The organism is Candidatus Jettenia sp. AMX1, assembly GCF_030263775.1.
Lineage (GTDB): Bacteria > Planctomycetota > Brocadiia > Brocadiales > Brocadiaceae > Jettenia > Jettenia caeni.
The window spans coordinates 15362-39688 of record NZ_SZPP01000005.1 but is presented as its reverse complement, the minus strand read 5'-3'; the positions used below and the strand labels follow the sequence as shown (position 1 = coordinate 39688).

At 36.7% G+C, this 24327-nt stretch carries 19 protein-coding genes and 1 tRNA gene; 15 read left to right on the top strand and 5 right to left on the bottom strand.

Annotated features, from left to right (window positions below; genetic code table 11):
- The first annotated feature begins 86 nt into the window (after nt 1-86).
- From FBQ94_RS01895 to ileS, 3 genes are read left to right on the top strand one after another with little or no spacing between them, the layout of a single operon-like run.
- Nucleotides 87-368 carry an acylphosphatase gene (locus tag FBQ94_RS01895; protein ID WP_007221117.1) on the top strand — a complete coding sequence of 94 codons (282 nt, stop codon included), beginning with the start codon at nt 87-89 and terminating at the stop codon, nt 366-368.
- Nucleotides 361-654 carry a DUF167 domain-containing protein gene (locus FBQ94_RS01890; RefSeq protein WP_007221118.1) on the top strand — a complete coding sequence of 98 codons (294 nt, stop codon included), beginning with the start codon at nt 361-363 and terminating at the stop codon, nt 652-654. Before FBQ94_RS01895 ends, FBQ94_RS01890 begins: the two co-directional genes overlap by 8 nt.
- A 17-nt stretch (nt 655-671) precedes the next feature.
- Nucleotides 672-3479, top strand: a complete 2808-nt coding sequence (gene ileS / locus FBQ94_RS01885) for an isoleucine--tRNA ligase (RefSeq protein WP_007221119.1) — start codon at nt 672-674, stop codon at nt 3477-3479.
- A 28-nt stretch (nt 3480-3507) separates the two neighbouring features.
- On the opposite strand, the gene holB is transcribed toward ileS, so the two are convergent.
- Entirely contained in the window at nt 3508-4542 is a 1035-nt protein-coding gene (gene holB, locus FBQ94_RS01880) for a DNA polymerase III subunit delta' (protein ID WP_007221120.1), read from the bottom strand.
- Between the two features lie 79 nt (nt 4543-4621).
- Nucleotides 4622-4996: a lipoyl domain-containing protein gene (locus FBQ94_RS01875; protein ID WP_007221121.1), complete on the bottom strand. Its 375-nt coding sequence runs from the start codon at nt 4994-4996 to the stop codon at nt 4622-4624.
- Nucleotides 4997-5936: 940 nt separating this feature from the next.
- Between FBQ94_RS01875 and rny the strand changes: the two genes are divergently transcribed.
- From rny to FBQ94_RS01855, 4 genes are all read left to right on the top strand, one after another.
- A complete protein-coding gene (rny, locus tag FBQ94_RS01870; protein WP_007221122.1) occupies nt 5937-7493 on the top strand; it encodes a ribonuclease Y in 1557 nt (518 codons plus the stop codon).
- A gap of 9 nt (nt 7494-7502) precedes the next feature.
- Nucleotides 7503-9317 (top strand): tRNA uridine-5-carboxymethylaminomethyl(34) synthesis enzyme MnmG, encoded by a 1815-nt coding sequence (gene mnmG / locus FBQ94_RS01865; protein WP_007221123.1) that lies wholly within the window; start codon nt 7503-7505, stop codon nt 9315-9317.
- Nucleotides 9318-9757: 440 nt separating this feature from the next.
- Nucleotides 9758-10324, top strand: coding sequence for a PAS domain-containing protein (locus tag FBQ94_RS01860; protein ID WP_285441953.1), 567 nt, complete (start codon nt 9758-9760; stop codon nt 10322-10324).
- Nucleotides 10318-11811 (top strand): EAL domain-containing protein, encoded by a 1494-nt coding sequence (locus FBQ94_RS01855; RefSeq protein WP_352246145.1) that lies wholly within the window; start codon nt 10318-10320, stop codon nt 11809-11811. Before FBQ94_RS01860 ends, FBQ94_RS01855 begins: the two co-directional genes overlap by 7 nt.
- 616 nt (nt 11812-12427) lie before the next feature.
- Here the strand turns inward: FBQ94_RS01855 and rho are convergent.
- Genes rho through polA form a run of 3 tightly spaced genes read right to left on the bottom strand, consistent with a single transcriptional unit; the run spans nt 12428 to nt 17063 of the window.
- A complete protein-coding gene (gene rho / locus FBQ94_RS01850; RefSeq protein ID WP_007221125.1) occupies nt 12428-13762 on the bottom strand; it encodes a transcription termination factor Rho in 1335 nt (444 codons plus the stop codon).
- Between the two features lie 26 nt (nt 13763-13788).
- Nucleotides 13789-14400, bottom strand: coding sequence for a dephospho-CoA kinase (coaE, locus tag FBQ94_RS01845; protein WP_007221126.1), 612 nt, complete (start codon nt 14398-14400; stop codon nt 13789-13791).
- Entirely contained in the window at nt 14397-17063 is a 2667-nt protein-coding gene (gene polA, locus FBQ94_RS01840; RefSeq protein WP_007221127.1) for a DNA polymerase I, read from the bottom strand. Before polA ends, coaE begins: the two co-directional genes overlap by 4 nt.
- A gap of 561 nt (nt 17064-17624) precedes the next feature.
- Here polA and FBQ94_RS01835 point away from each other — a divergent pair.
- The 8 genes from FBQ94_RS01835 (at nt 17625) to FBQ94_RS01800 (ending at nt 24317) form a co-directional block, all read left to right on the top strand.
- Nucleotides 17625-17700 (top strand) — tRNA-Met (locus tag FBQ94_RS01835).
- A 101-nt stretch (nt 17701-17801) separates the two neighbouring features.
- Nucleotides 17802-18890: a redox-regulated ATPase YchF gene (gene ychF / locus FBQ94_RS01830; protein WP_007221128.1), complete on the top strand. Its 1089-nt coding sequence runs from the start codon at nt 17802-17804 to the stop codon at nt 18888-18890.
- 139 nt (nt 18891-19029) lie between these two features.
- Nucleotides 19030-19728, top strand: coding sequence for a RadC family protein (radC, locus tag FBQ94_RS01825; protein WP_007221129.1), 699 nt, complete (start codon nt 19030-19032; stop codon nt 19726-19728).
- A gap of 314 nt (nt 19729-20042) precedes the next feature.
- Nucleotides 20043-20855 (top strand): hypothetical protein, encoded by an 813-nt coding sequence (locus FBQ94_RS01820; RefSeq protein ID WP_007221130.1) that lies wholly within the window; start codon nt 20043-20045, stop codon nt 20853-20855.
- A 68-nt stretch (nt 20856-20923) separates the two neighbouring features.
- A complete protein-coding gene (locus tag FBQ94_RS01815) occupies nt 20924-21202 on the top strand; it encodes a PqqD family protein (protein WP_007221131.1) in 279 nt (92 codons plus the stop codon).
- A 114-nt stretch (nt 21203-21316) separates the two neighbouring features.
- Nucleotides 21317-22378 carry a radical SAM/SPASM domain-containing protein gene (locus tag FBQ94_RS01810; protein ID WP_007221132.1) on the top strand — a complete coding sequence of 354 codons (1062 nt, stop codon included), beginning with the start codon at nt 21317-21319 and terminating at the stop codon, nt 22376-22378.
- A gap of 507 nt (nt 22379-22885) precedes the next feature.
- Nucleotides 22886-23473 (top strand): signal peptidase I, encoded by a 588-nt coding sequence (locus FBQ94_RS01805; RefSeq protein WP_007221134.1) that lies wholly within the window; start codon nt 22886-22888, stop codon nt 23471-23473.
- Nucleotides 23466-24317, top strand: a complete 852-nt coding sequence (locus FBQ94_RS01800) for an SLBB domain-containing protein (protein WP_007221135.1) — start codon at nt 23466-23468, stop codon at nt 24315-24317. Before FBQ94_RS01805 ends, FBQ94_RS01800 begins: the two co-directional genes overlap by 8 nt.
- Nucleotides 24318-24327: the final 10 nt, after the last annotated feature.

Here is a 24327-nt window from a genome sequence, read left to right as displayed (position 1 = left end):
TTCCAGGAATTATACTAGTTGTCTGTATTTTATCTGTATGCACAATAACATCTCAAGAGTATTATTGAGAGAGGATAAACATGCCGATGACAAGAGAACATGTTTCTATTCATGGTAAGGTTCAAGGTGTGTTTTTTCGCGCTTCTGCAAAAGATATGGCTTATCTTCTCGGTGTTAAGGGATGGATTAAGAATTGCTTTGATGGCAGCGTTGAGGCTGTTTTTGAAGGTGAAAAAGAAGCAGTCGATAGTGTTGTGAATTGGTGTAGAAAAGGACCTCCTGGCGCTTTAGTTACCAGTATAGATGTGGAAAAAGAAAAATATTTGGGTGAATTTAACGATTTCTCAATAGTTTACTCGCATGCTTGATATCACTCCAACAAATTCTGGTGTTATCCTGTCTATTCGGACTCAACCAAGATCAAGTAAAAATCGTATTATTGGTGAATACGGGGGACGTTTAAAGTTAGCTGTCACCGCTATAGCTGAAAAGGGTAAAGCAAATAAAGCTATAATTGAATTGTTAGCAGATACATTCCATGTTCGTGAATCTTCCATACATATTATTTCAGGCGAATCATCCCGAGACAAGAGATTAATGATTGAAGGATTAACCCCTGAAGACTTAAAATCTTTGTTAAATCATCAATCTTAAGGAAATCACCCATCTCAATGGATTATAAAAAAACACTGAATTTACCTACCACAAAATTTCCTATGAAGGCAAATCTCCTCGAAAAAGAGCCTGAAATTCAAAAGAAATGGGAAAAAGAACAGCTCTATAAAGAGGTACGCAAGGCACGTGCAGGCAAGGAGAAATATATACTGCACGACGGGCCTCCTTATCCTACGGGTGAATTACACATCGGTACCGGTTTAAATAAGATATTAAAGGACTTTATTGTCCGCTTTTATACCATGAGAGGTTATGATGCACCGTATGTTCCTGGTTGGGATTGTCACGGGCTGCCTATTGAACATCGTGTAATGCAAGAGGTTGGGGCAGAAATTAAAAACTTAACGAAACCAGAAATAAGAAAAAAATGTAAAAAATACGCGGAGAAATTTGTAAAACTCCAAAAGGAACAGTTTAAGGCCTTAGGAGTAATGGGAGACTGGGAACATCCATATTTAACATTCAATCCTCAATATGAGGCTGGCGTTATTGAAGTTTTTGAAAAACTGGTAAAAAGGGGGTGTATCTACAGAAGCCAAAAGCCTATCCACTGGTGTACCCGATGTCAAACAGCTCTTGCAGAAGCAGAACTTGAATATCGTAATGAGACAAGCCCCTCGATCTATGTAAACTTTAAAATTACTGATAATGGTGTGAATGATCTATTGAAAGGCATTGATAACGATGCTTTGTACGTTATGATATGGACGACAACACCGTGGACACTTCCCGCAAACCTTGCTGTTGCGCTTCATTCAGAATACGAATATGCTGCTATTCGCTATATGAATCCAAGAACACACAAGAAGGAAGTTTCTATCCTCGCTGATAAGAGGGTAGAATTTGTTATGTCTCTCTTAGGTATTCAGGGTTACGAATATCTTGGTAAGGTACACGGGGGGGTATTGGAGGGTATAAAATACCAGCATCCTTTTCTGAAGAGAGTGGGTTCTATTGTGTTAGCAAGTTATGTAACCTTATCGGATGGCACAGGATGTGTTCATATAGCGCCCGGACATGGTCAGGAGGATTATCTTACGGGTATTAAATATCAGCTCCCTCCACTAAGTCCCGTTAATGCGGTTGGTATATTTACCGATGAAGCGGGCGAATTTGCCGGACAAAATATTAAAGAGGGAAATACCTCTATAATAAAAAAACTAGAGGATGCAGGGATATTGTTTTACAAAACAGATTTTACTCATTCCTATCCTCACTGCTGGCGTTGTAAGGATCCAGTTATTTTTAGAGCAACAGAGCAATGGTTTGTAAATCTCGATCATAATAATTTGCGCCAGAGGATATTAGAAGAGATAAAGCAGGCTCAATGGATACCTTCCTGGGGTGAGAGCAGAATGGCAAAGATGATATCAGAGCGTCCAGATTGGTGTATCTCTCGACAGAGGTCATGGGGTGTGCCAATTCCTGCCTTTTATTGTATTGATTGTGGTCAGGAGTTGATAAATACCGATACAATACATTCTGTGAAAGATAAATTTGAGGCTGAAGGAGCTGATATATGGTTTTATAAAGATGTATCCTATTTTTTACCGCCAGGTACTAAATGCTCTCAATGCGCAGGAATTCGGTTTGAGAAGGAAATGGATATCTTTGACGTCTGGTTTGAATCAGGCTCAAGTCATCGCGCTGTTTTGCAGAAACGTAGTGACTTAGCATATCCAGCCGATCTATACCTCGAAGGGACAGATCAACATCGGGGGTGGTTTCAACTCTCATTACTTCCATCTGTTGGGGCATGGGATAAAGCTCCCTTCAAATCTGTGTTAACCCATGGGTTTGTTGTAGATGAAAAAGGCGAAAAGATGTCTAAGTCTCTCGGAAACTTTATATCAGTTGAAGATACTTTAAAGGAATTTGGTGCAGATATTCTCAGACTGTGGACTTCCTCTATGGATTACCAAAATGATATGAATGTGTCCCATAATTTAATTGTTAGATGCTCAGATGCCTACAGGCGCATTCGCAATACATTCAGGTATTTACTGAGTAATCTCTACGATTTTGATCCTAAGGTAAATACCACTTCCTACGAAGAATTATTAGAGATAGACCGCTGGGCGCTTCATAAAACACAAGAGTTGATTAAGGATGTTACATCAGCTTACGAGTCTTTCCAATTTCACCGGGTTTTTCACAATATCTACAATTTTTGTACTGTGGAAATGAGTGCTTTTTATTTGGATATCCTGAAGGATCGGTTATATACCTTCGCGCAAAATTCAAAAGAGCGACGTGCTGCACAGACGGTAATATACTATATCCTTCCGAATTTAGTAAAATTGTCTGCACCGATTATTGTCCATACGGCTGAGGAGGCATGGTCTGCTATCATCCATAAAGACGAAGACGTATGGAGTATTCATTTAGCAACATTTCCTAACTATACTCCTGAATGGATAGATAACTCTTTGCATGAGAAATGGGAAAAACTGATCAATATAAGAAGTGATGTGGCAAGGGAGCTTGAAAAGATGCGTTCCGCCAAGTTGATAGGCAACTCACTGGAAGCATCTGTCAATCTTTATCCGGAGAATGAAGAACTTTGGCGATTTCTCAAAAACTACGAGAATGAACTTCCTACAGTATTTATTGTATCTGAGGTAAAATTAGATAGGAATATTTCATCAAAAGCAGTGAAAGGGGAATTAACGAATGGTCTTTGGATAGAATGTAATGTGTCACAACATAAGAAGTGTGAAAGGTGTTGGAACTTTAGAGAAAGTGTGGGATTAAGCAAGGAGCATCCTACACTCTGTGGAAGGTGTATTACAGCACTTCAATAGTTAGTTAAAAGAATATTTATCGGAGTTGTTATACGTTCATTCTGTTGCCGAATTGGATCTGAAGTATTTTTGTTATCATATTTTCAACTAATAAAGCAATGTTGGCATTGTAATCAAGATATTCAAGCGATGCCTTAATTACCTTAACAATGCTGAATAATGCATCTTCCGATAAGGAGATGCTTTTGCATAGTAAATCATCTCTCCTTTCGATATAGTAAATAGGTAATTCGGAATTATCTAATTTACAAACAAGTAAATCACGATAATAGAGAAGAAATAAGAGAATAAGCTCTTTTATGTACGATCGCTTCTCTTCTAATGTATCTAAATCCTGAATATGCCATTCGTTGAATAGTTCTTTTGAAAAGGCCAGATTATCATCAATTTCTAATCTCAAAACCTTGTCAATAAACCAGTTTCTCTTCTCAATGGCATTCGTATGAGAGAGTAACATGGCTCTCTCTATGCTACCATTGGATAAGTAAGCTAATCGTTCTGCCTGCCTGCTATCTAATTGAAAACTATTTATAAGGATTTCTTTTACAGCAATTACTGATAAAGGAGAGAATCTCATTATCTGGCATCTTGAACGAATTGTTTCTTTAACAGATTCTAAAGATGTTACGATTAACATAATAATAGCATACGATGGAGGTTCCTCTAAGGTTTTTAATAAACAATTAGATGCCTCTTCATTCATCTTATCGGCTGATTGGATAATTACTATTTTATATTTCGATTCTAAAGGTTTAACGTTCAAGATATCCTGAAGATGTTTTAACTGTTCTATTTTAATTACCCTACTGTTTTTTTCAGGAAGTATCAGAAATAAATCTGAAAAATTATCCTTAGAGATTCTTTGGCAGTAACTGCAGGTATCACATGCATCGCCACGTGAATTTTGGCAAAAAATCGCCTTCGCCAATTCTTTAGAGAATAGTGTTTTACCAATACCTTCCTGACCTACAAAAATATAAGCGTGTGCAAGGCGGTTCTTTATGATAGCATTTTGAAATAACTCTATAATACGGTTTTGACAAGATATGGTTTTAAAGGACATGAGCAAATTTGTTTGAAGGCAAAAGTCTTATAAATTGATAAGTGAAATAAGAGATGGTATATAGCTATTTAGTAGAAAACTAATCTTCTTCCTCTTCATAATCATAATCTTCATCCTCCTCTTCGTTATCTTCATCTTCATCATCTTCTTCTTCTTCTTCTTCTTCTTCTTCTTCTTCTTCTTCTTCCTCCTCCTCCTCTTCTTCCTCTTCCTCCTCTGTTTCAAGTATAGCCATAATATCGCCTACTTTTACGACATCCCCTTCCTGAGAAAGTATTTCAACCAGTCTTCCGGATACTGGAGCTGTAACATTGAAAGTTGTTTTTTCTGTAATCATTTCAACGAGGTCTTCGCCCTCTTCAACTTCCTCGTCCTCTTCTACATACCAAAAAGAAACAGTTGCTTCATCTCCGTTATCTCCTTCCACTTCGGGTAATTCTACTTCAACTCTCATAATCAGTTCTCCTTAATTATCAAAGCAATATTTCTGTAAAACATACCTAAATTTTCTTAAAGGATTTTTATAGATTATAGATTAAGGAAATGAATTATACTTAACGATAATTTGGTTGTCAAGCATCAACGCAATAAATAAAATAACAAAAAAGAGGCTGTTATTCACAAATTTTAATTTCTTAACTCTTTTGATAATATGGATATAAAATCGCTTGACTTGATTAAAATTATAGTTTAAAATTTGATCCTTAATGAATGTTGCATAATTATATCTTATGTTTTTGGAAGTAAATCATAGTAAGATATTTTTAATAAATTGAATCTTGAGGTTAACATTATTATAGTTTTGTTAATGTTTACGATTTATTATACGCATTTAGTGTTAAATTAAGTAAAAAATAAGAAATTTGACCTAAGAAAATGTTACTCAGATATTAAATATTAGTTAAAAAGTTGTAGAAATGAATAAAAAAATGGCGTATCAACGATTAGTATATCACCTTAGTTGGGAAACGTTATTTTTTAGTTTTTAAATGTGCTGTTTTAGGCTGATGATCGTTATATAAGACGGCCCTTATGGATCTGAAAGAAAAACTGCTTAATATATGCGATTTGGGTAGTTCAATTAATCCAAGAAATAAAGTGAACAGTTGGTATAGCTATAAATACATTATCTTGTTTCACTTATGTTGCTATATCATTTATAATTGTAATAGTGTGTTCCAATATAACACTCACTTTTTAAAAAGCATTTGCTGAAGATCCGATTATTCGTTTCTATTCCGTTCAAATCAATCATTTCACTTAGGTTACATTTCTTCCAAAAGTTTCATCTAATTTCATTTTCTCATTCTTTATTTTTAATTATTGTGTGTCACTACGAGTGTTTTTCTACTATTATTTCTGGAGGATGAGCCTGTAATCGGCTCATAAATAAGATGCAAATATTCCAATTACTGGTGTACCTCCTTCTTCCCGTATGTATTATTGCTGGATACTTTATCTGTATTATTGTATCCAAAAAGAAGCAATCAGCCAGTGAAAAGAGAATAAAAGAGCTTATTCTTGAATCGCAGCGGGAAGCTGAAAAGATCAGGAAGGAAGCCGAATTGGCAGTAAAAGCCGAGCTATATCAACGCAGAGAGGCTTTTGAAAAAGAAACGCAAGAGACTAAGATGGAGTTAAGGCAACAAGAAAAAAGGCTAAGTAAAAGAGAAGATAATCTGGAACGCAAAATGGAATTATTAACAAAGAAAGAGCGGTATATTGATACACTTTCTGCCAATTTTGCTCTGAAAGAGAAAAAGTTAGATGAAAAAAGGTTAGAACTTGAAAATGCTATAGAAGAAGAGAATAAAGCACTTCTTAAAATCTCTAATTTATCCAAAGATGATGCTGAAAAACTCCTCCTAAGCCGGTTAGAAAAAGAGCTCGATGTCAAATGTTCTGAATTAATTTCAAAAAAAATATCAGAAACAAAAGAAAATGCGGAACAAACCGCCATATCACTAATTAGTACTGCAATTCAACGTTGTGCTGCAACTCACACAGCTGAAAATATTGTAAGTGCAATTGAACTCCCGAATAATGAGATGAAAGGACGTATTATTGGACGAGAGGGAAGGAATATCCGTGCCTTTGAGAAGGCGACAGGGATTGATGTTATTGTAGATGATACTCCAGGCGTTATTGTGCTCTCCGGGTTCGATAGTGTTCGCCGGGAAATAGCAAGGCAATCGATGGAAAAATTGATTCTGGATGGAAGAATTCATCCGGCACATATTGAAGAAGTTGTTAAGGAAACAGAAAAAGAAATCGAACAAATTATTCAGGAGACTGGAAAACAAACTTGCTTTGAGTTAGGCATTCATAATGTTAACCCAGAATTGATAAAACTCCTTGGCAGGCTTAAATACAGGACTAGCTATGGGCAAAATCAGTTACAGCATTCAATTGAGGTTAGTAACCTTATGGGTATTATTGCAGGTGAATTAAAATTAGATGTCTCACTAGCAAAAAGATGTGGTCTTTTCCATGATATTGGTAAGGCTATCGGGCCTGAAATGGAAGGTACCCATGCAGTTGCAGGTGCAGACCTGGCGAAACGCTATGATGAGAGGCCCGAAGTTGTTAATGCAATTGCCGGACATCACGAGGAAGCACAAATTGAATCTGTGTATACGGTATTGGTGAGCGCAGCAGATGCTATTTCAGCGGGAAGGCCAGGTGCAAGGAGAGAAACCCTTGAAAAATACATTAAACGGCTCGAAAAACTTGAGAATATTGCAACTTCTTTTGGCGGTGTCGAGGGCGCTTATGCCATTCAAGCAGGAAGAGAAATACGGGTAATGGTGTGTCCTGAAAAGGTAAATGATAAAGTTGCTGCTAAGATGTGTTACGATATTGCCAAAGAAATTGAAGAACAATTGGAATATCCGGGAGAAGTTATCGTTACCGTTATTCGAGAGACACGATTTATTGAGCATGCGAAGTAGTTCTACTCTATGCATACAGATTTTGATGTAATTGTTGTTGGTGCAGGACATGCAGGTTGTGAAGCGGCCCTCGCATCTGCGCGCATGGGTATGAGTACCGCATTGTTTACGATAAATCTCGATACGATTGCACAAATGTCGTGTAACCCTGCTATCGGTGGACTTGCAAAAGGCCAGTTGGTCCGGGAGATCGATGCTCTTGGCGGAGAGATGGCTAAGATTATTGATGAGACAGGTATCCAATTTCGTATGCTCAATACGAAGAAAGGTCCTGCCGTCCATTCTCCACGCGCCCAAGCCGATAAGAGAGACTACCAAGTATTAATGAAAAAAAGATTGGAGAACCAAAACAATCTTTTTTTGAGACAAGAGATTGTTGATGATCTTATTGTTGATAATAAAAAAGTAAAAGGACTTATCGGTCAAAGCGGCATAAAGTATAGCGCAAAAGCAGTTATCCTTACCACCGGTACGTTTTTAAAAGGTCTTATCCATATCGGCGGATTTTCTACCTCTGGTGGAAGGAATGGAGAATTATCGTCTGAAAAATTATCGGATTCCCTACGGAAGATAGGCTTTGAAGTCGGGCGCCTCAAGACGGGCACCTCTCCGCGTCTCAATGGTCGTACTATTGATTATAAGATACTCGCACCACAGGATGGAGATGAAAATCCTCAGCCTTTTTCATTCTCAACGGAAAAGCTTGTTCGTCCTCAAGTCCCTTGTTATCTTACCTATACAAATTCTCACACACATGAGATTGTTCTGTCGAATCTGAATCGTGCGCCACTCTATACAGGGCAGATTCAATCTATGGGGCCGAGATACTGTCCGTCCTTAGAAGATAAAGTCGTTCGTTTCTCAGGAAAAGAGCAGCATCAGGTATTTCTGGAGCCAGAAGGACTGAATACATTTGAGATTTATTGTAATGGGATATCTACCAGCATGCCTCATGATGTTCAAGAAGCAATCGTTCATTCTATCGCTGGTTTGGAATCTGCTGAGATCGTACGGTATGGCTATGCCATTGAATATGATTTTGTGCCGCCTGTTCAACTCCGGCCATCTTTGGAGACCAAGCTTATAGAAAACCTTTTCCATGCCGGTCAGATTAATGGAACTTCTGGTTATGAGGAAGCTGCTGCCCAGGGAATTATGGCAGGTATCAATGCCGTACTCAAGATACAAGGGAAGGAGCCTTTTATCTTGAGCCGTTCTGAAGCATATATTGGTGTGCTGATCGATGATCTGGTTACAAAAGGCACCCAGGAACCTTATCGAATGTTTACCTCTCGTGCTGAATATCGGCTTCTTCTGCGACAGGACAATGCCGATAGAAGGCTAATGAAATACGGGCATCAATACGGGCTTATTTCTGAGAAACAGTGGCATGCATTACAGGAAAAAGAACGAGCCATTACAGAGATGGTAACATATATGGATAAAAAAATGGTAGGACCGGATACTTTAGCAAAGATATTGAGTCGTCCAGGCCAGTTTCTTGAGGATATACTTATACTAGATACATCGCTGAATGAAACACAAATTTCAAAGGAAGTAAAAGAACAAATAGAAATTGAGGTAAAGTACAAAGGGTATATAGAACGTCAGCAAATCCAAATAGAAAAGTTTAAGAGAATGGAAGACTATAAGATTCCCTCTTGTCTTGATTATCATAACATTTCTGAACTAAGAAAAGAAGCACGTCAAAAACTATCCCAAATTAGACCTATTTCTCTAGGGCAAGCCTTTCGTATTTCGGGTGTCTCCCCCGCTGATATTTCCATTCTCATGATTTATCTTACAGGAAAAATAAAAAAATAATTCTGTAAGGTTCTTATGGTATCTCTGTATAGAGATATTAATTGACATAGATAAATGAGGGTGTTATTATGCTTTCCATTTATCAGAGAAAATAGCATTATTTTAGCCATATATAGATAACTTAGCGAGAAATACTCCAGTAATTATTCTTTTGTTACTTAATATCAACTTGATGTACAAGAATTTTTACTTTATGTAAGCGGGTTCAGGGTGGCACGGACAAACTCTGTTTGTCCGTGCTTGTTTCAATATCAGAGTAGAGAGGGAATATCATACACTGACAAACAAAGTTTGTCAGTGCCACCCCGGCTAAATAGTACCTTGATGTGTAAGCTATTGCATACCATAGTTCTATTGAATTTATTCATAGCTGTTTTCAGGCCTTTCTGAATATTTACAGAGAGAGCGATGATAAGGAGACGTATTTTTCTACGAATTACATGAAACTTGATACAAAACATACCATAGATTATCCCAAAGATACCGATAATTATGTATATGCTATAGTGGAGATGGTACGGGGACCCTTTATAATCCTTGATGGAAAACTGCAAGTGACGATGGCAAATCAATCTTTCCACCGGATGTTCAATACCACAAAAGAGGAAACCGAGAACAAGCATATATATGAGCTTGGAAATGGCCAGTGGAATATACCGCGTTTGCGGATGCTGCTTGAAGAACTACTCCTTAAGAATATGCAGTTTCGAGACTTCACGATAGAGCATAATTTCCCAAATATTGGATATAAAATGATGTTGTTCAATGCTTGCAAAATTTACAAAAAGGATAAACAAGTGGAAATGGTTTTGCTAACTATTGAGGATATTACCAGGATAAAGCGTGCAGAAGAACAACTTTGCAAGTTATCTCAAGTCGTAGAACTAAGTCCAAATTCGATTGCAATCACTGATACAAGAGGTACGATCGAATATATTAATCCAAAATTCACCCAAATAACAGGCTATACATCTGAAGAAATCGTCGGTCAAAACTCTGTATCTTAAAATCAGGTGGGATAACACACGAAGAATACAAATGTTTATGGGATACGGTGACTTCTGGTTGTGTATGGCAGGGGGAATTTCACAACATGAAAAAGGATGGTGACTCTTATTGGACAGATGTATGCATTTCACCTATCAGGAATTCTGAAAAGGATATTATCAATTTTCTTGTAATTATGGAAGAAATTACAGAACGCAAACATTGTGAGACACACCTTATGTATCTCGCTGATAAAGACCCACTTACCAATTTATTTAATCGTCGCCGCTTCCATAAGGAATTAGAGCGTTGGGTTGCACATGCCCAGAGGTACGGTACTAATGGGGCATTGTTCTTTCTCGACCTGGATAACTTCAAGCACATCAATGATACCTTCGGCCATCAAGTAGGGGATGAATTGCTGATAAAGTTTGCCAATTTACTGAGAGAACAGATGCGTGAGACCGATATACTTGCCAGGCTGGGCGGTGATGAGTTCGCTATTATCATACCGTATGCAGATGAAGGTAAAGCAAGGTCAGTCTCAAGAAAGATTATGGGATTGATGAGAGACAATATTCTTATAAATGAGATACAACCCCTTGGTATTTCTGTTAGCATTGGTATCGTTCTGTTTCCTGAACATGGGAATGAAGTGGAAACATTACTTACCTATGCTGATTTAGCTATGTACAGTGCAAAGGAGGAAGGACGTAACCGTGCTTGTATTTTTTCGCCTGCACATAAAATACAATTCGAGACGCGCCTCATTTGGGAAAGACGTATTCGGGATGCCATAAAGAATAATCAATTTGTATTACATCTACAGCCCATACTGAGTGTAAGGCATAGCATGATCAGTGGTTATGAGGCATTGCTTCGTATGGTGGATGAAAAAGGAGAACTTGTTACTCCTATTAATTTTCTTACTATTGCAGAGCGCTTTGGTCTAATCCGTGAAATTGACCGATGGGTAATACGCAACGGCATCCATCTCATTACAGAATATCAATTTGCTAAGAGAGGGTTACTTATTAATTTCAATCTCTCCAGCAAGTCATTTAGTGATTCAGAATTAGTGTTCCTGATCAAGCAGGAACTAGCGAAAACAAATATTAATCCAAGATGCCTTGTGTTTGAAATTACAGAAACTGCTATTATTGAAAATATGGTAAAGGCACAGTATTTTATTAAATCACTGAAAGCCATAGGTTGCCGATTTGCCCTTGATGATTTTGGTACAGGATTTTCTTCATTCAGTCACCTCAAACATTTTCCTATCGACTATTTGAAAATTGATAGTAGTTTTATCTTTGACTTACCATACAATTCAGCGAGCCAACACCTGGTTAAAGCAATGGTAGAGGTAGCGTGTGGGCTGGGAATACAGACTGTAGCCGAGGGTGTAGATTGTAGGAATACGATGCAGATATTGCGAGAATTTGGTGTTAATTACGCCCAAGGATACTATATCGGTCGACCTAGTAAAATATCTGAGATATTCTAGTTTGATGTATGAAAATCGAATAAGAAATAAAAAATTCCTCCAACAGCTTTTAGCACACTTCCGAAGAAACAGCTTGGGTTTTTATATCTCTCTTACAAATATGTGCTCAAAATAAGGTGCCATCACCTTATTTGAGAATGATAGGTGGTAGTGAGAAATATCATTACGATCCGTAACCATTTACTTTAGCAGTTAAGTATTAACTGTCTTCCGTGATCTTGGTTCTATTATAGATAGCTTTATGAGAATTATAGTATATCCTAAGTTTACTGTTGAGGAATTTCAATTCTGTTCCGTAGGACAACTCTTTAGGGTTGCCTGGCAAGGCTAAAGCCTCTCCCTACATCGACTCTGTTTTTCCATGAGGAGAGACCGTAAGATTTTACGTCTTTCCTGCCAAAGGTAGCCCCATGTATAGTTCATGTAACTACAGAACAAGAGAACAATGATCAGGTATGTTTCTATGTAAGTTCTCTATACCTTTGGAGTAGTACAAGGTGATACCTGATCTGATATCGTAACTACAAAAGAACTACTTAACTTGTTCCACCATTAACATGATCATAACATAATCCTGCATACAATCAGAAATATGAATGGAATAGTACAGAGATAATTATGTAATATTCATGGTTATCAGAAATTCAGCGTTGGTCTTTGTCTTTGCCAATCTATTCTTGAGTAGTTCCATTGCTTCTATAGGATTCATCTCATTCAATACTTTTCGGAGTACCCACATGCGTTTTAGCTCTTCGGTATTTACAACCAATTCTTCTTTTCGGGTTCCGGACCGTGTTATATCAATAGCCGGGAATAATCTGCGATCGGCTAACTTCCTGTCCAAATGCAGTTCCATGTTGCCTGTACCTTTAAACTCCTCAAAGATAACCTCATCCATTCTGCTTCCTGTATCGACCAATGCTGTTGCAACGATGGTGAGACTGCCGCCTTCTTCAATGTTTCTTGCCGCACCAAAAAACCTCTTAGGCTTTTGGAGTGCACTGGCATCCACACCACCAGAAAGAATTTTTCCACTATGGGGAACCTCAGTGTTGTATGCCCTTGCCAGACGAGTAATGGAATCGAGTAAAACGACAACATCTTTGCCATATTCCACCATTCGTTTTGCCTTTTCAATTACCATTTCAGCTACCTGGATATGTCGGCTTGCAGGTTCATCAAAGGTAGAACCAATAACTTCTGCATCAACAGACCGATCCATATCTGTTACTTCTTCTGGTCTTTCATCAATTAAAAGAATAATTAAATAAACCTCTGGATGGTTCTTCCTAATACTATTGGCAATTTTCTGTAACAATACTGTTTTACCGGTGCGAGGTGGCGCAACAATGAGACCTCTTTGTCCTTTTCCAATAGGGGTAACCAGGTCCATAATCCTTGTTTCAAGCTCTGAAGACTCTTTTTCAAGAAAAAGTCTTTCTGTTGGGTGTAAAGGAGTCAGATCGTCAAAAATAATCTTTTCTCCCATAATCTCCGGGTTTTCAAAATTGATGGCTTCTACCCGAAGTAGGGCAAAATACCGTTCTGTGTCCTTTGGGGGCCTGATCTGGCCAGATACTATAGCGCCTGTTCGTATACCAAATCTGCGGATCTGCGATGGGGAGATATAGATATCATCCGGGCAGGGCAGATAATTATAATCAGGCGATCTCAAAAATCCGAATCCTTCCGGAAGCACCTCCACAACACCTTCACCATACATGAGTCCATTCTGATTGACCCTTTCTTTGAGAATCTTAAAGATCAGGTCTTGTTTCTTCATCCCTGTATATTCTTTAATACCCTCTTTTTTTGCTGTTTCTTGTAATTCCTTAATAGTCATCTTTTGTAATTCTGTAATATGCATTTCACCACGTTTAATTTCTTCATATTTTTCATTTGTTTCTTGATCTACAATGACAGATTCTTTTTTACCGTTTGCTACTGCCATATAACTTTCCCTCCTTAACTTTTAAATTAAATTTCTTCTATATAACGTTGCCAAAATTCTTTTACTTGCCTAAAAGTGTTATCAATGGTTGAATTATTATCAATGATGTAATCTGCCTTTTTTTTCTTATCCTCCAAATCCATTTGAAAGCGTTCCCTTTTTTCTAACTCTCCCCGAGGCCAACGTCGGCTGGCTTGACTTCGTTCCAATCTATGGTTTTTGCCAGTATTTATAAAGATAACGAAATCACATATCAGGGAAAGATCCGATTCTTCTAATAATGCCGCATCGATTATGATAGCCTTTCGCCTTCCCCGCTTTTCTATTTCATCAATTCTCAATTTTATCTGATCAATAACAGCCGGATGTAAGATGCCGCAGAGATCATCTAAGCATGCCTTATCTTGAAATACCACTTCTGCAAGGCGTGAGCGATCAATCTTCCCGTAGGTATCCTGAATGCTATTCCCAAATCTTTCTGTAATCTTATTTTTGAATTCTTTGAGAAGGATTAGTCTGTGGCATATCTCATCAGCGTCTATGTATTCAGCTCCTAATGAGGCAAGCATACGGCCTATTGTGCTTTTTCCACTTGATATACCACCGGTTATGCCAATAATCTTAGGCTTAAGGTTCATTCTGCTTCCATCCAGTTCTTTCCGGTTTTTATGTTTACCTTAATCGGAACGTTCAGCGTAACTGCATTACTCATTTCCTCTTGGATCATGGAACGTGTTAATGTTAAGGCATTCTCTTTTACCTCGAAGAGTAGTTCATCATGTATTTGAAGTAGCATCTTCGCTTCATATCCACCGCTTATTAATTTGGCGTGAATTTTATTCATAGCAACTTTTATGAGATCGGCTGCAGAACCCTGGATGATCGTATTAACAGCAATGCGCTCTGCAAGGTTCCTTCGTTTTTTATTTTCAGAATTGAGGTCGGGTATAGATCGTTTTCTGTTAAAGAGTGTTTTTACGTATCCACAACTCCTTGCTTTTTCTAAGACCGTATCTTTAAACCGCTTGACACCGTGATACAAATTAAAATAGGCGTTAATAAAATTATGGGCATCTTTTAAGGATAACCCTGTATCTCTGGAAAGCCCATACTCATTGAGTCCATAAATAATTCCAAAATTAATTGCCTTTGCATTTCTTCTCATTTCTGATGTTACCTGTTCTATCGGGATACCATAAATGGTTGATGCAACAGATACATGGATATCCTTATCCTGCTGGAATGCTGTCACCAATGCTGTATCATCAGAAAAGTGTGCGAGTATACGTAATTCAATTTGTGAATAATCAGCGGATAAAAATACACTGTCCTTTTCGCAAGGGATAAAAGCACTTCGAATCTGCCTTCCAATATCTGTCCGAATTGGAATATTTTGAAGATTCGGCTCACTACTACTCAGTCGTCCGGTAGCTGTTACCGTTTGATTAAATGTTGTATGTACCCGACCGGTATTTTCATTTATCATATTTGGCAAGGCGTCAACATAGGTATTCTTTAACTTTATAAGTTGCCTGTATTCCAGCACTAATTTAGGTAGTGGATGATGCCAGGCAAGCGTGGTAAGTACATTTGCGTCAGTTGATAAACCAGTCTTTGTACGCCTTAATTGTGGTAATTCAAGCTTCTCAAAGAGAACTTCACTCAATTGTTTGGGAGAGCCAATATTGAATTCATGATTGGCAGAAGTATAAATTTCTTTTTCGAATTGCTGTAACCTTGTAGTTAAACTGCCAGACATCTTTTGTAAGATAGTAGCATCTACACATATTCCGTTCCATTCCATCTTGGCTAAAGCGTAAATTAAAGGAATTTCTACCATTTGGAATAAATGCCATAACCCTTGCTTTTTGAGAAGAGGTTCCATGAGGTTAGCCAGCCGGAATGTAATATCAGCATCCTGACAGGCATATTGGCAGACCTTATTAATATCTACCTGGTCCATAGTAATTTGTTCTTTCCCAAGACCAATTAATTCTGAGATACTTATTGTCTTATAAGATAAATATTCCAATGCGATATCATCCAGATTGTGATTTCTTTTAATAGGATTAAGAAGGTATGAGGCAATCATGGAGTCGAATACTATCCCCCGTAATAGAATAGTATTATTTTTGAGTACCAGGAGATCATATTTAATATTTTGTCCAGCTTTCTTAATGTTTTCATCTTCTAAAATAGTTCGGATTTTGGGAAGTACAGTACCAGGATTCAAACATTCAGTTCCTTCTGGCCCCATGAAAGGTATATAATATGCCTCTTTGGGCTGCCAGGAGAATGAAATACCTACTATGTGCGCTTTAAGAGGATTGATATTGGTTGTTTCCAAATCAACAGCAAATATCCTTTGTTTTGTCAATTGATCAAAAAATTCATCAAACCTTTCAGGGGTATTTATGAGTTTGTAGTGTGTTTCCTCGGTTTTTGCCGTTGCAACCATGTCCGTCAGAAGTGAATTAAACCCAAACTTCCTAAACAATTTTTTTAGTTTTGTGTTTTCGATGTTATGAAACTTGCAAGTATCCATATCGATTTGAAGAGGGATATTACTATGAAGTCTGAGAAGATTTTGAGAAAGCCTGGCTTGGTCTGTAAATAATCTTAAATTCTCTTGCCTCTTCTTTCCGGATATATGGTCGACATTGGCAAGGATAGATTCTAAGGATCCCCATTTTTGGATAAGCTCTAATGCTGTTTTGTTGCCAATACCGGGCACTCCAGGCACATTATCTACTGCATCTCCTGAAAGAGCCAGAACATCCACTACCTGATCTGGACGTATACCCTTTTCTTTAAGAAGAACCTCCTGGTCAATCATTATGTTTTTCTTTATATTAAATATTCTTACCTGTGGGCTTAATAATTGTTCCATGTCTTTATCTGAAGTTACTATAACAATTTCGACAGGTTTATCGGACAGCTTTTGCACAAGAGAGCTGATTATATCATCCGCCTCATATCCTTTAGCAGCATAAATAGGTATATGATATGCTCTGATTATCTGATAAATTAAAGGAATTTGTATCTGTAATTCATCGGGTGTCGGTTTACGGTTTGCTTTATACTCACGATAACTCATGTGCCTGTGAGTAATCCACTTTGTATCAAAGACCGCAACTATATATTCAGGGCGATGCTCCCTGAGTAACTTTTGTAGTATCCTGGTGAATCCATATACTGCATTTACTGGTTTTCTATCAGGAGTTGTAAGCTTTGCCGTAATAGCATAATAAGCTTGATAGCAATGTGAATGTCCATCTATGATAAAGAATCGCTCTGGCATCTGGATTAAGATAACGGCTTTATGTAAAGCCTTTCATGCATGTTGTACAATAAATCAAGTAATTTGTTCAGGAATCATTCCGAATAAGACATGCAATTGCTGGCAAGACTAATAGAGGTGATGCACCTTAAAAAATTTATTTATAATTTATTTCTTTAAAATGTGGAAAACTAAGTACAATTGAGATTTTGAACTGTTAATTCACGATCTTGAGAAATACCAGAATAAACATATGCAAAGGAAAGGTTAGCTTTAACTTATACTAACTTTAGGCTGGACATTCATCGTCAACCACATTAAAGAAACGTTACATCAGAATGGTACCATCTTATGAAATTATTGTCAAGCCAAAATTGATGAAATTATCTTAAAAAGCATCCTTTTAAATTTCGAGCTTAGATTGGGTAAATTACGAAAATGTTTGTTTATGAGAAATACAGGAATATTTCTTGAAAATTTTTGCCAGAGGTGTTATTCTTTATTCGTTAACTAAGGCTACAAAGTTAGAGTTATTGTAAATATCTTCCGAAAATCATCATTTCTGAGGCAAGTAGGGCTAGTGGCGGTGTAGCTCAGATGGTAGAGCAGCGGACTCATAAGCCGCGAGTCGGGGGTTCGATTCCCTCCACCGCTACCAAATCTAATAAAGTAATTCTTCTCATAGTACTTCCTTTTCTGTAGCGAGTTGAATAATAAATTTTATAGTATTTTACTAAAAAACAGGAGAATATCTGCAATATGGGTTTAAACTGCGGTATCGTTGGATTGCCAAATGTTGGGAAATCTACGATTTTTAATGCGCTAACATCAGCCAAAGCCACCTCGGCAAATTATCCCTTTTGTACCATTGATCCCAACGTGGGTATAGTTGCCGTGCCGGATCAACGTCTGGAGAACATAGCTAAAATAATTCCTACGGAAAAAATTGTTCCTACGACTGTTGAATTTGTGGATATAGCTGGTTTGGTAAAGGGGGCAAGCCAGGGAGAGGGATTGGGAAATCAATTTTTGGGCCATATTAAAAGTGTTAATGCCATTCTCCATGTGGTACGTTGTTTTGACAAAAGTGACATTATTCATATTGAAGGAGGGGTTCATCCGATCAGGGATATTGAAATTATCAACACGGAACTGATTCTGGCCGATATGGAGACAGTGGAAAAGCGATTGGTTAAAAATGAAAAGCTAGTGAAAACAGGGGATAAAAACATTATTGCTTCTCTTGACATACTAAAAAAGGTCAGAGAAGGTTTAAATAATAACAAACTTGTCAGATTGTTAGTTTTAACAGATGAGGAAAAAAAGCATATTGAAGATTTGCATTTAATGACAGCAAAACCGGTGTTATATGTCATTAATATCTTTGATCTTGAAAAGGATAAACAGTATATCGATAGAGTTACTGATTTTGCAAGACAAGAGAATTCTAAGTGCGTTGTCATTTCAGGGGATATTGAATCAGAGATTGCCCAGATGGAACCTTCTGAAAGAAAGACCTATTATGAGGAGATGGGAATAGGAGAGTCAGGATTGGAAAAATTGATTCGAGAAACTTATAGTCTGTTAGGTCTGATTACCTACTTTACGGCTGGCCCAAAAGAAGTAAAGGCTTGGACAATTAAACAAGGTATTAAAGCGCCACAGGCTGCTGGAGTAATACATTCTGATTTTGAACGTGGGTTTATCTGTGCAGAGACGTACAATTATAATGATCTTGTTGCTTTGGGTTCAGAGCAAAAGGTGAAAGAAAAAGGCCTTTTAAGACTTGAGGGAAAGGATTATATTGTGAAAGATGGGGATATTATGCATTTTCGATTTAATGTATAGAAAGATTACGTAAGGTATTGTTAACTCTCTGTTATAGATAATGCTGAATATATACACACCCGAGTTGTATATTAGCCATCTAAATTAATTGCGTTATTACTATTGACAGTAATAATTTAGAAAGTATAATTTGCAACTTATGAAGGATGAGAAGAAACGTCCTACGATTAAACAGCTTCCTGCCCACGAGCGTCCCAGAGAAAGACTTATCCAAAATGGCGATGAACATTTAACAGATGCCGAACTCTTAGGAATTATTATTCGTGATGGTATCTCTCATTATAGCGCCGTTGATTTAGCCCAAAAGCTTCTTTCTGAGTATGGTGACTTTCGAAGATTAAGCTTAATCTCTATTGGTGAATTATGCGAGATGAAGGGAATAGGCCCGGCCAGAGCCGCACAGATCAAAGCATCGCTTGCTATTGCCAAACGTTTTTCTACTATTTCTATAAAACCCTCCCAACAATTTAAGTGTAGTAAAGATATTTTTGGTCATTTTCACGAACAATTACGTGGGAGAAAGCAAGAAATATTCTTAGTTATTTTACTTGATAATAAAAATCGTATCATCAAAGAACTAACTATCTCTTCTGGTAGTTTAACATCCAGTATTGTTCATCCGAGGGAGGTATTTAACCCGGCAATCAAAGAGTCAGCATTCTCAGTAATATTTGTACACAATCACCCTTCCGGTGATCCGGAACCTAGTAAAGAAGATATCCAAATAACCCATCGATTGTTAGAAGCAGGGAATATAATTGGTATAAAAGTTCTGGATCATATTATTATAGGTAATGAGTGTTTTGTGAGTTTTAAAGATAAAGGTATCATAGCTTAAGAATAGTTTTTAGTAATTGCCGCTTAGATATGAAAACAATAATACAATAAAATCTTAAAATCAATTGGATATAACGGATAAGTGTATTAATGAAGGTGGCCTATATACTATAAAATTATGTATTGCTGTATAAGTAAAATTTATTTTTCCTTGACATTCAATAGTGTTTGTTATAAGAATACTAATGTTTCGGTAAGATGACTTTCTGCTAAAGTATTATAGGGCAAAACCTGAATGATCAAGGTAAAGCAAAGTAATTGATTTAAATTTAGAGAAAATATTAATCTTCTTAAGCGATCTATCGATTAAAGCCTATGGACAATAATTTGAATTTAGTATTTGGGAAAAAATGCTTTTCTCTTTCTTTTTTAGACAGGGAAATGGAAGAGGCAATGAAGGGATGTATTTATCTCTCAAAGACCACGCGAAAGCATGATTATTTGTTTAAAATAGGATATCAGAATAATGGAGATATAGTTAAAGATTGCGAATTTCTTTATTTTAAAGGGGAAAAATGGTGTAGCTATATTTCTAAAGACGATGAAATTCAGATACTTTTTCCAAAGAATAATACTTTTTCAAATCCCATACGTATCCTTGCGTTTTTATATAGTGCATTTTATAAATTGGGGCATATTGATGGAAGAGGAAATAATAGCTTTTTGATTCACGCTGCAGGTTTACTAAGGCAAGGAAAGGGTTTTATCTTTACTGGAGAATCCGGAGCAGGCAAGACTACTGTTTCAAAGTTATCTTCTCCTGAGGCCGAAATTCTTTCTGATGAATCAATTGTAGTATCTGAAGATCATGGAAATTATTGGATATCACAAGGGCCGATAAGGACTGAAATAACAAAGTTAAATGATACAATGGTAAATCTTTGTGCTATTTTTATCTTAGTACAAGACAAAATAAACTCATTAAGAAGGTTAAGTGGGGCAGAGATGGGCCATAAACTCATGGATAATATTATTTATTTAAATCTTTCTGCGGGTACCAAGAGGTTAGATTTCTTTGCAGAAAAATTGAGATTTGTTAATGCTATTAGTAATTGTGTACCTGTATATGAATTAAGATTTACTAAAGATAAAACTTTTTGGAAAGAAATTGAACGTATAGGTCTTTAAGAAGGATAGCATTTTAAGGGTTTAAGTAATCAAAAATAGGTCCCTCGTTAATTACTAAGGAATATTCTATGATTGTGAAAAGTAAATTTCCCTGCCGTGATGAGCAATGTATGTGGCGGGTTGTAGAGAACGAAGCTATTATTTTCTCTGAAGAAGGACAATGGCTTCATCAATTAAATGATATGGGAACTGAAATTTGGAATATGTGTGATGGGACATTAAATTTTACAGAAATCACTGATAAAATATGTGATAAGTTCGATGTTGAAAGAGAAGTAGCCGAGGCGGATATCCAATCCTTTATTGATGAACTTTCTAAAAAGGGATTAATTACGTTAAAAGAATAATGAATTATTTAGAACGAAGTGTATGAAGAAGATACTAAAAAGCTTAGTTTTTGCCAAATATCTTTAATTTTGTGTACTTTACTGGCCAAATAATTACAAAAAGTAGGATACAATATGCAAGAAAACATGATAGATCAAATTCAGCAAAAATATTTTGATCGTAATCTTCCTTGGATAGTTCATTGGGAGCTAGTCTACGGATGTAATTTAAAATGCCAGCATTGTTATACCTTTCATGAAGAAAGAAAGAACTATCTCTCTCTACCTCAAATGGCAAAAATAATCCAGCAGTTAAAGGAGATGGGAACGGTGTTTTTGACACTGTCCGGAGGAGAACCTTTTGTGAGAGATGATATTATGGATATCATCGAGATGGTGCGTAAGGATTTTTTTGTGATTATCCTTTCAAACGCTACATTAATTGATTCTTTCAAGGCGAGAAGATTGAAAGAGCTTAGTGTAACTCAAGTAGAGGTAAGTCTTTATGCTATGGATGAGAAGATCCATGATTCGATAACAGGCATAAAAGGATCGCATGTGCAAACAATAGAGGGGATACATCGTTTAAAGGAAGCAGGAGTGAGTGTAAGGATAAAATGCACTATAATGGAACAGAACTACGCAGAATATACTAAAATAGGAGATTTTGCAAAAAAGTTAGGAATTCGTTTTTCCTCAAGTCCTGTTGTAAGTCCTCGGTTAGATGGGTCTCAGGATACCTATGAATATTGTACCGAACCAGAAAATCTTCGATCGTATTTTTTACAATGGGGAAAAGAGAATAAAGAAAAATATAAAGATTTTAAAGAATCGCCTTCTGTTCCTTTAGATAAATCATTTATTTGTAGCGCTGGCCGTACGTCTTGCGCTATAACACCTGATGGATATCTTAAACCTTGTACAATGCTTCCTGTAAAATTGGGAAACTTACTTGAGAAGAGCTTTAAAGAATTATGGCAAGTTAAACCAAAAAGACTTGTAAAAGATATCAGAGATGCTAAGATGAGCGATTTTTCTAGTTGTAAGGATTGCAAGTGGAGTCATTTATGTTCACCGTGTCCAGGTGTGAATTACCTTGAGACTGGTAATATGTTTACTGTGGCTGAAGGATATTGTAATAAGGTGAAATCTATCATGAATGAATTAGATATAGAAAGTAACGTAGGGAAGCATTGAGCATAGTCAGTAAAATCTTATCGGAATTTAATGATAGATCATTTTTAACGGAAAAATGATCACACGCAATAAATAATTGAAATACTTATTTAAGCCTGATAGTGGTTATAAAAGCGCCCAGAAAGGAGCGAAAATATGGAGAATTTAAAAGTATCAACAAAGCAAAGTTACAAGAAACCTTCGATTAAGTCTGAGCAATTAGAGATGAATGTATTGGCAAATCATGGTGCTACATGTTGTTGTTCTGGAAAATCACAGAGTAGCTTTATTCAAAACGCTGTAAGCAACTGGGTAAGCTAATTTTTAGCCATTATTCGGGCGATAAGTGTTTTGGTTAATTTTTATTGGCGTGTGATCATTTTCCCGTTAAATGAGAAATTCCGTTAAGGTAGTAAATTTAGAGATAATCGTAGTAATATATAAGTATCCCCAAGGTAATCTTCCCTGCAAACTTGTGCTGATAATTTAACATATATCCAAAATACCATACTTAGCAATTTTCACGTCATGGACTTACAAGAAAAATTATTGTATGAATTGGGTGAAGAGTACATAAAAGAAAAAGGAAAGATGTGGATGAAAGTGGTTTCTCCTAGCATGATGCCTTTAATCCATATTGGTGATAAAGTATTGGTTAAATCGATTGAATGTGAGGCAGTAAGTACAGGAGATATTATCATTTTTAAAGGGAATGATATTCCGTTTATTACTCACAGGATAATAAGAAAGCGAAAGATAAATGGTGAGTTGCATTTTTTTGAAAAAGGTGATAAAAACGTATCCGGTACATGGATACATAAAAAATCTATTATAGCAAGGGTGATTGCTATAAAAAAAAGAGATAATAGTATTATCATGTTAAACAAAACGAAAAGGATGAGAATTATTAATAAGCTTTTTACTGTATATCAATTAAATGCTTATATATTCGAAAGGATAATAAAGGTTTTTAAGGATTGGGTTAAAGGCTATAAAGCCTTAAACTTCCTTAGAGAACCGTATCGATATTCCTACAAGATTATTACAAGAGGGCAAAATCTTTGTAAAAAGTTATTGGTTCTCATACTTATTAAAGGAATGAGATTGTATGGGTAATATATTTTCTATAAGAATCTTACGTGTAATTTTCAATTTTATAGGTTTGTTTTATCTGCTATCTTTAAGTCTGTATGCTGAAGATCTCCTCGATAAGGAATATATTATAGGTCCTGAGGATATTCTTGAAATTAAGGTTTGGGATAATGAAGATTTAAATAGTATTGTCGAAGTCTCACAGGAAGGGACTTTTACCTTCCTTCTTATTGGAAGAGTCCAAGCAAATGGCCTGTCGGTCTTCGAGCTTGAAGATATTATTGAGAAGAAACTGGCTGATGGTTATCTCGTTTCACCTCAGGTAACTATTACGGTAAAAGAATATAACAGCCGAAAGGTATTCGTCCTTGGTGAAGTGAATAAACCAGGAAGTTATCCTTTAAAAGGGAATACCCATATATTAGGGCTGATATCACAAGCTGGAGGTGTTACAGCCAGCGCAGGGCAAACAGTTACTATCGTGCGCCCCAGGTTGCTCCACCAAAGTGGAAAGATTGGTTCCAAGGAAAGTAAAGAAAACGAGATTATTACACTTGATTTAGGCGATTTTGATGCTAACAGCAAGCATGATACCTTTGTTGTAGCTAATGGCGACTCCATTTACATTAACCGAGCACCACGAGTTTTTGTAATAGGAGAAGTCCAAAGTCCAGGTGAGTTGAAATGGGAAAGAGGATTGACAATCCGTCAAGCCATATCTCTTGCAGGAGGGTCTACTGAAAAGGCGTCGCCTAAACGCGTGATAGTTATTCGTATGAAAAATGGTGTGGAAAAAGAGCTTAAACCGAAGATGGATGAATTTGTATTGCCAGGTGACATTATTAAGGTTCCTGGACGTTATTTCTAATTTCTTAAAA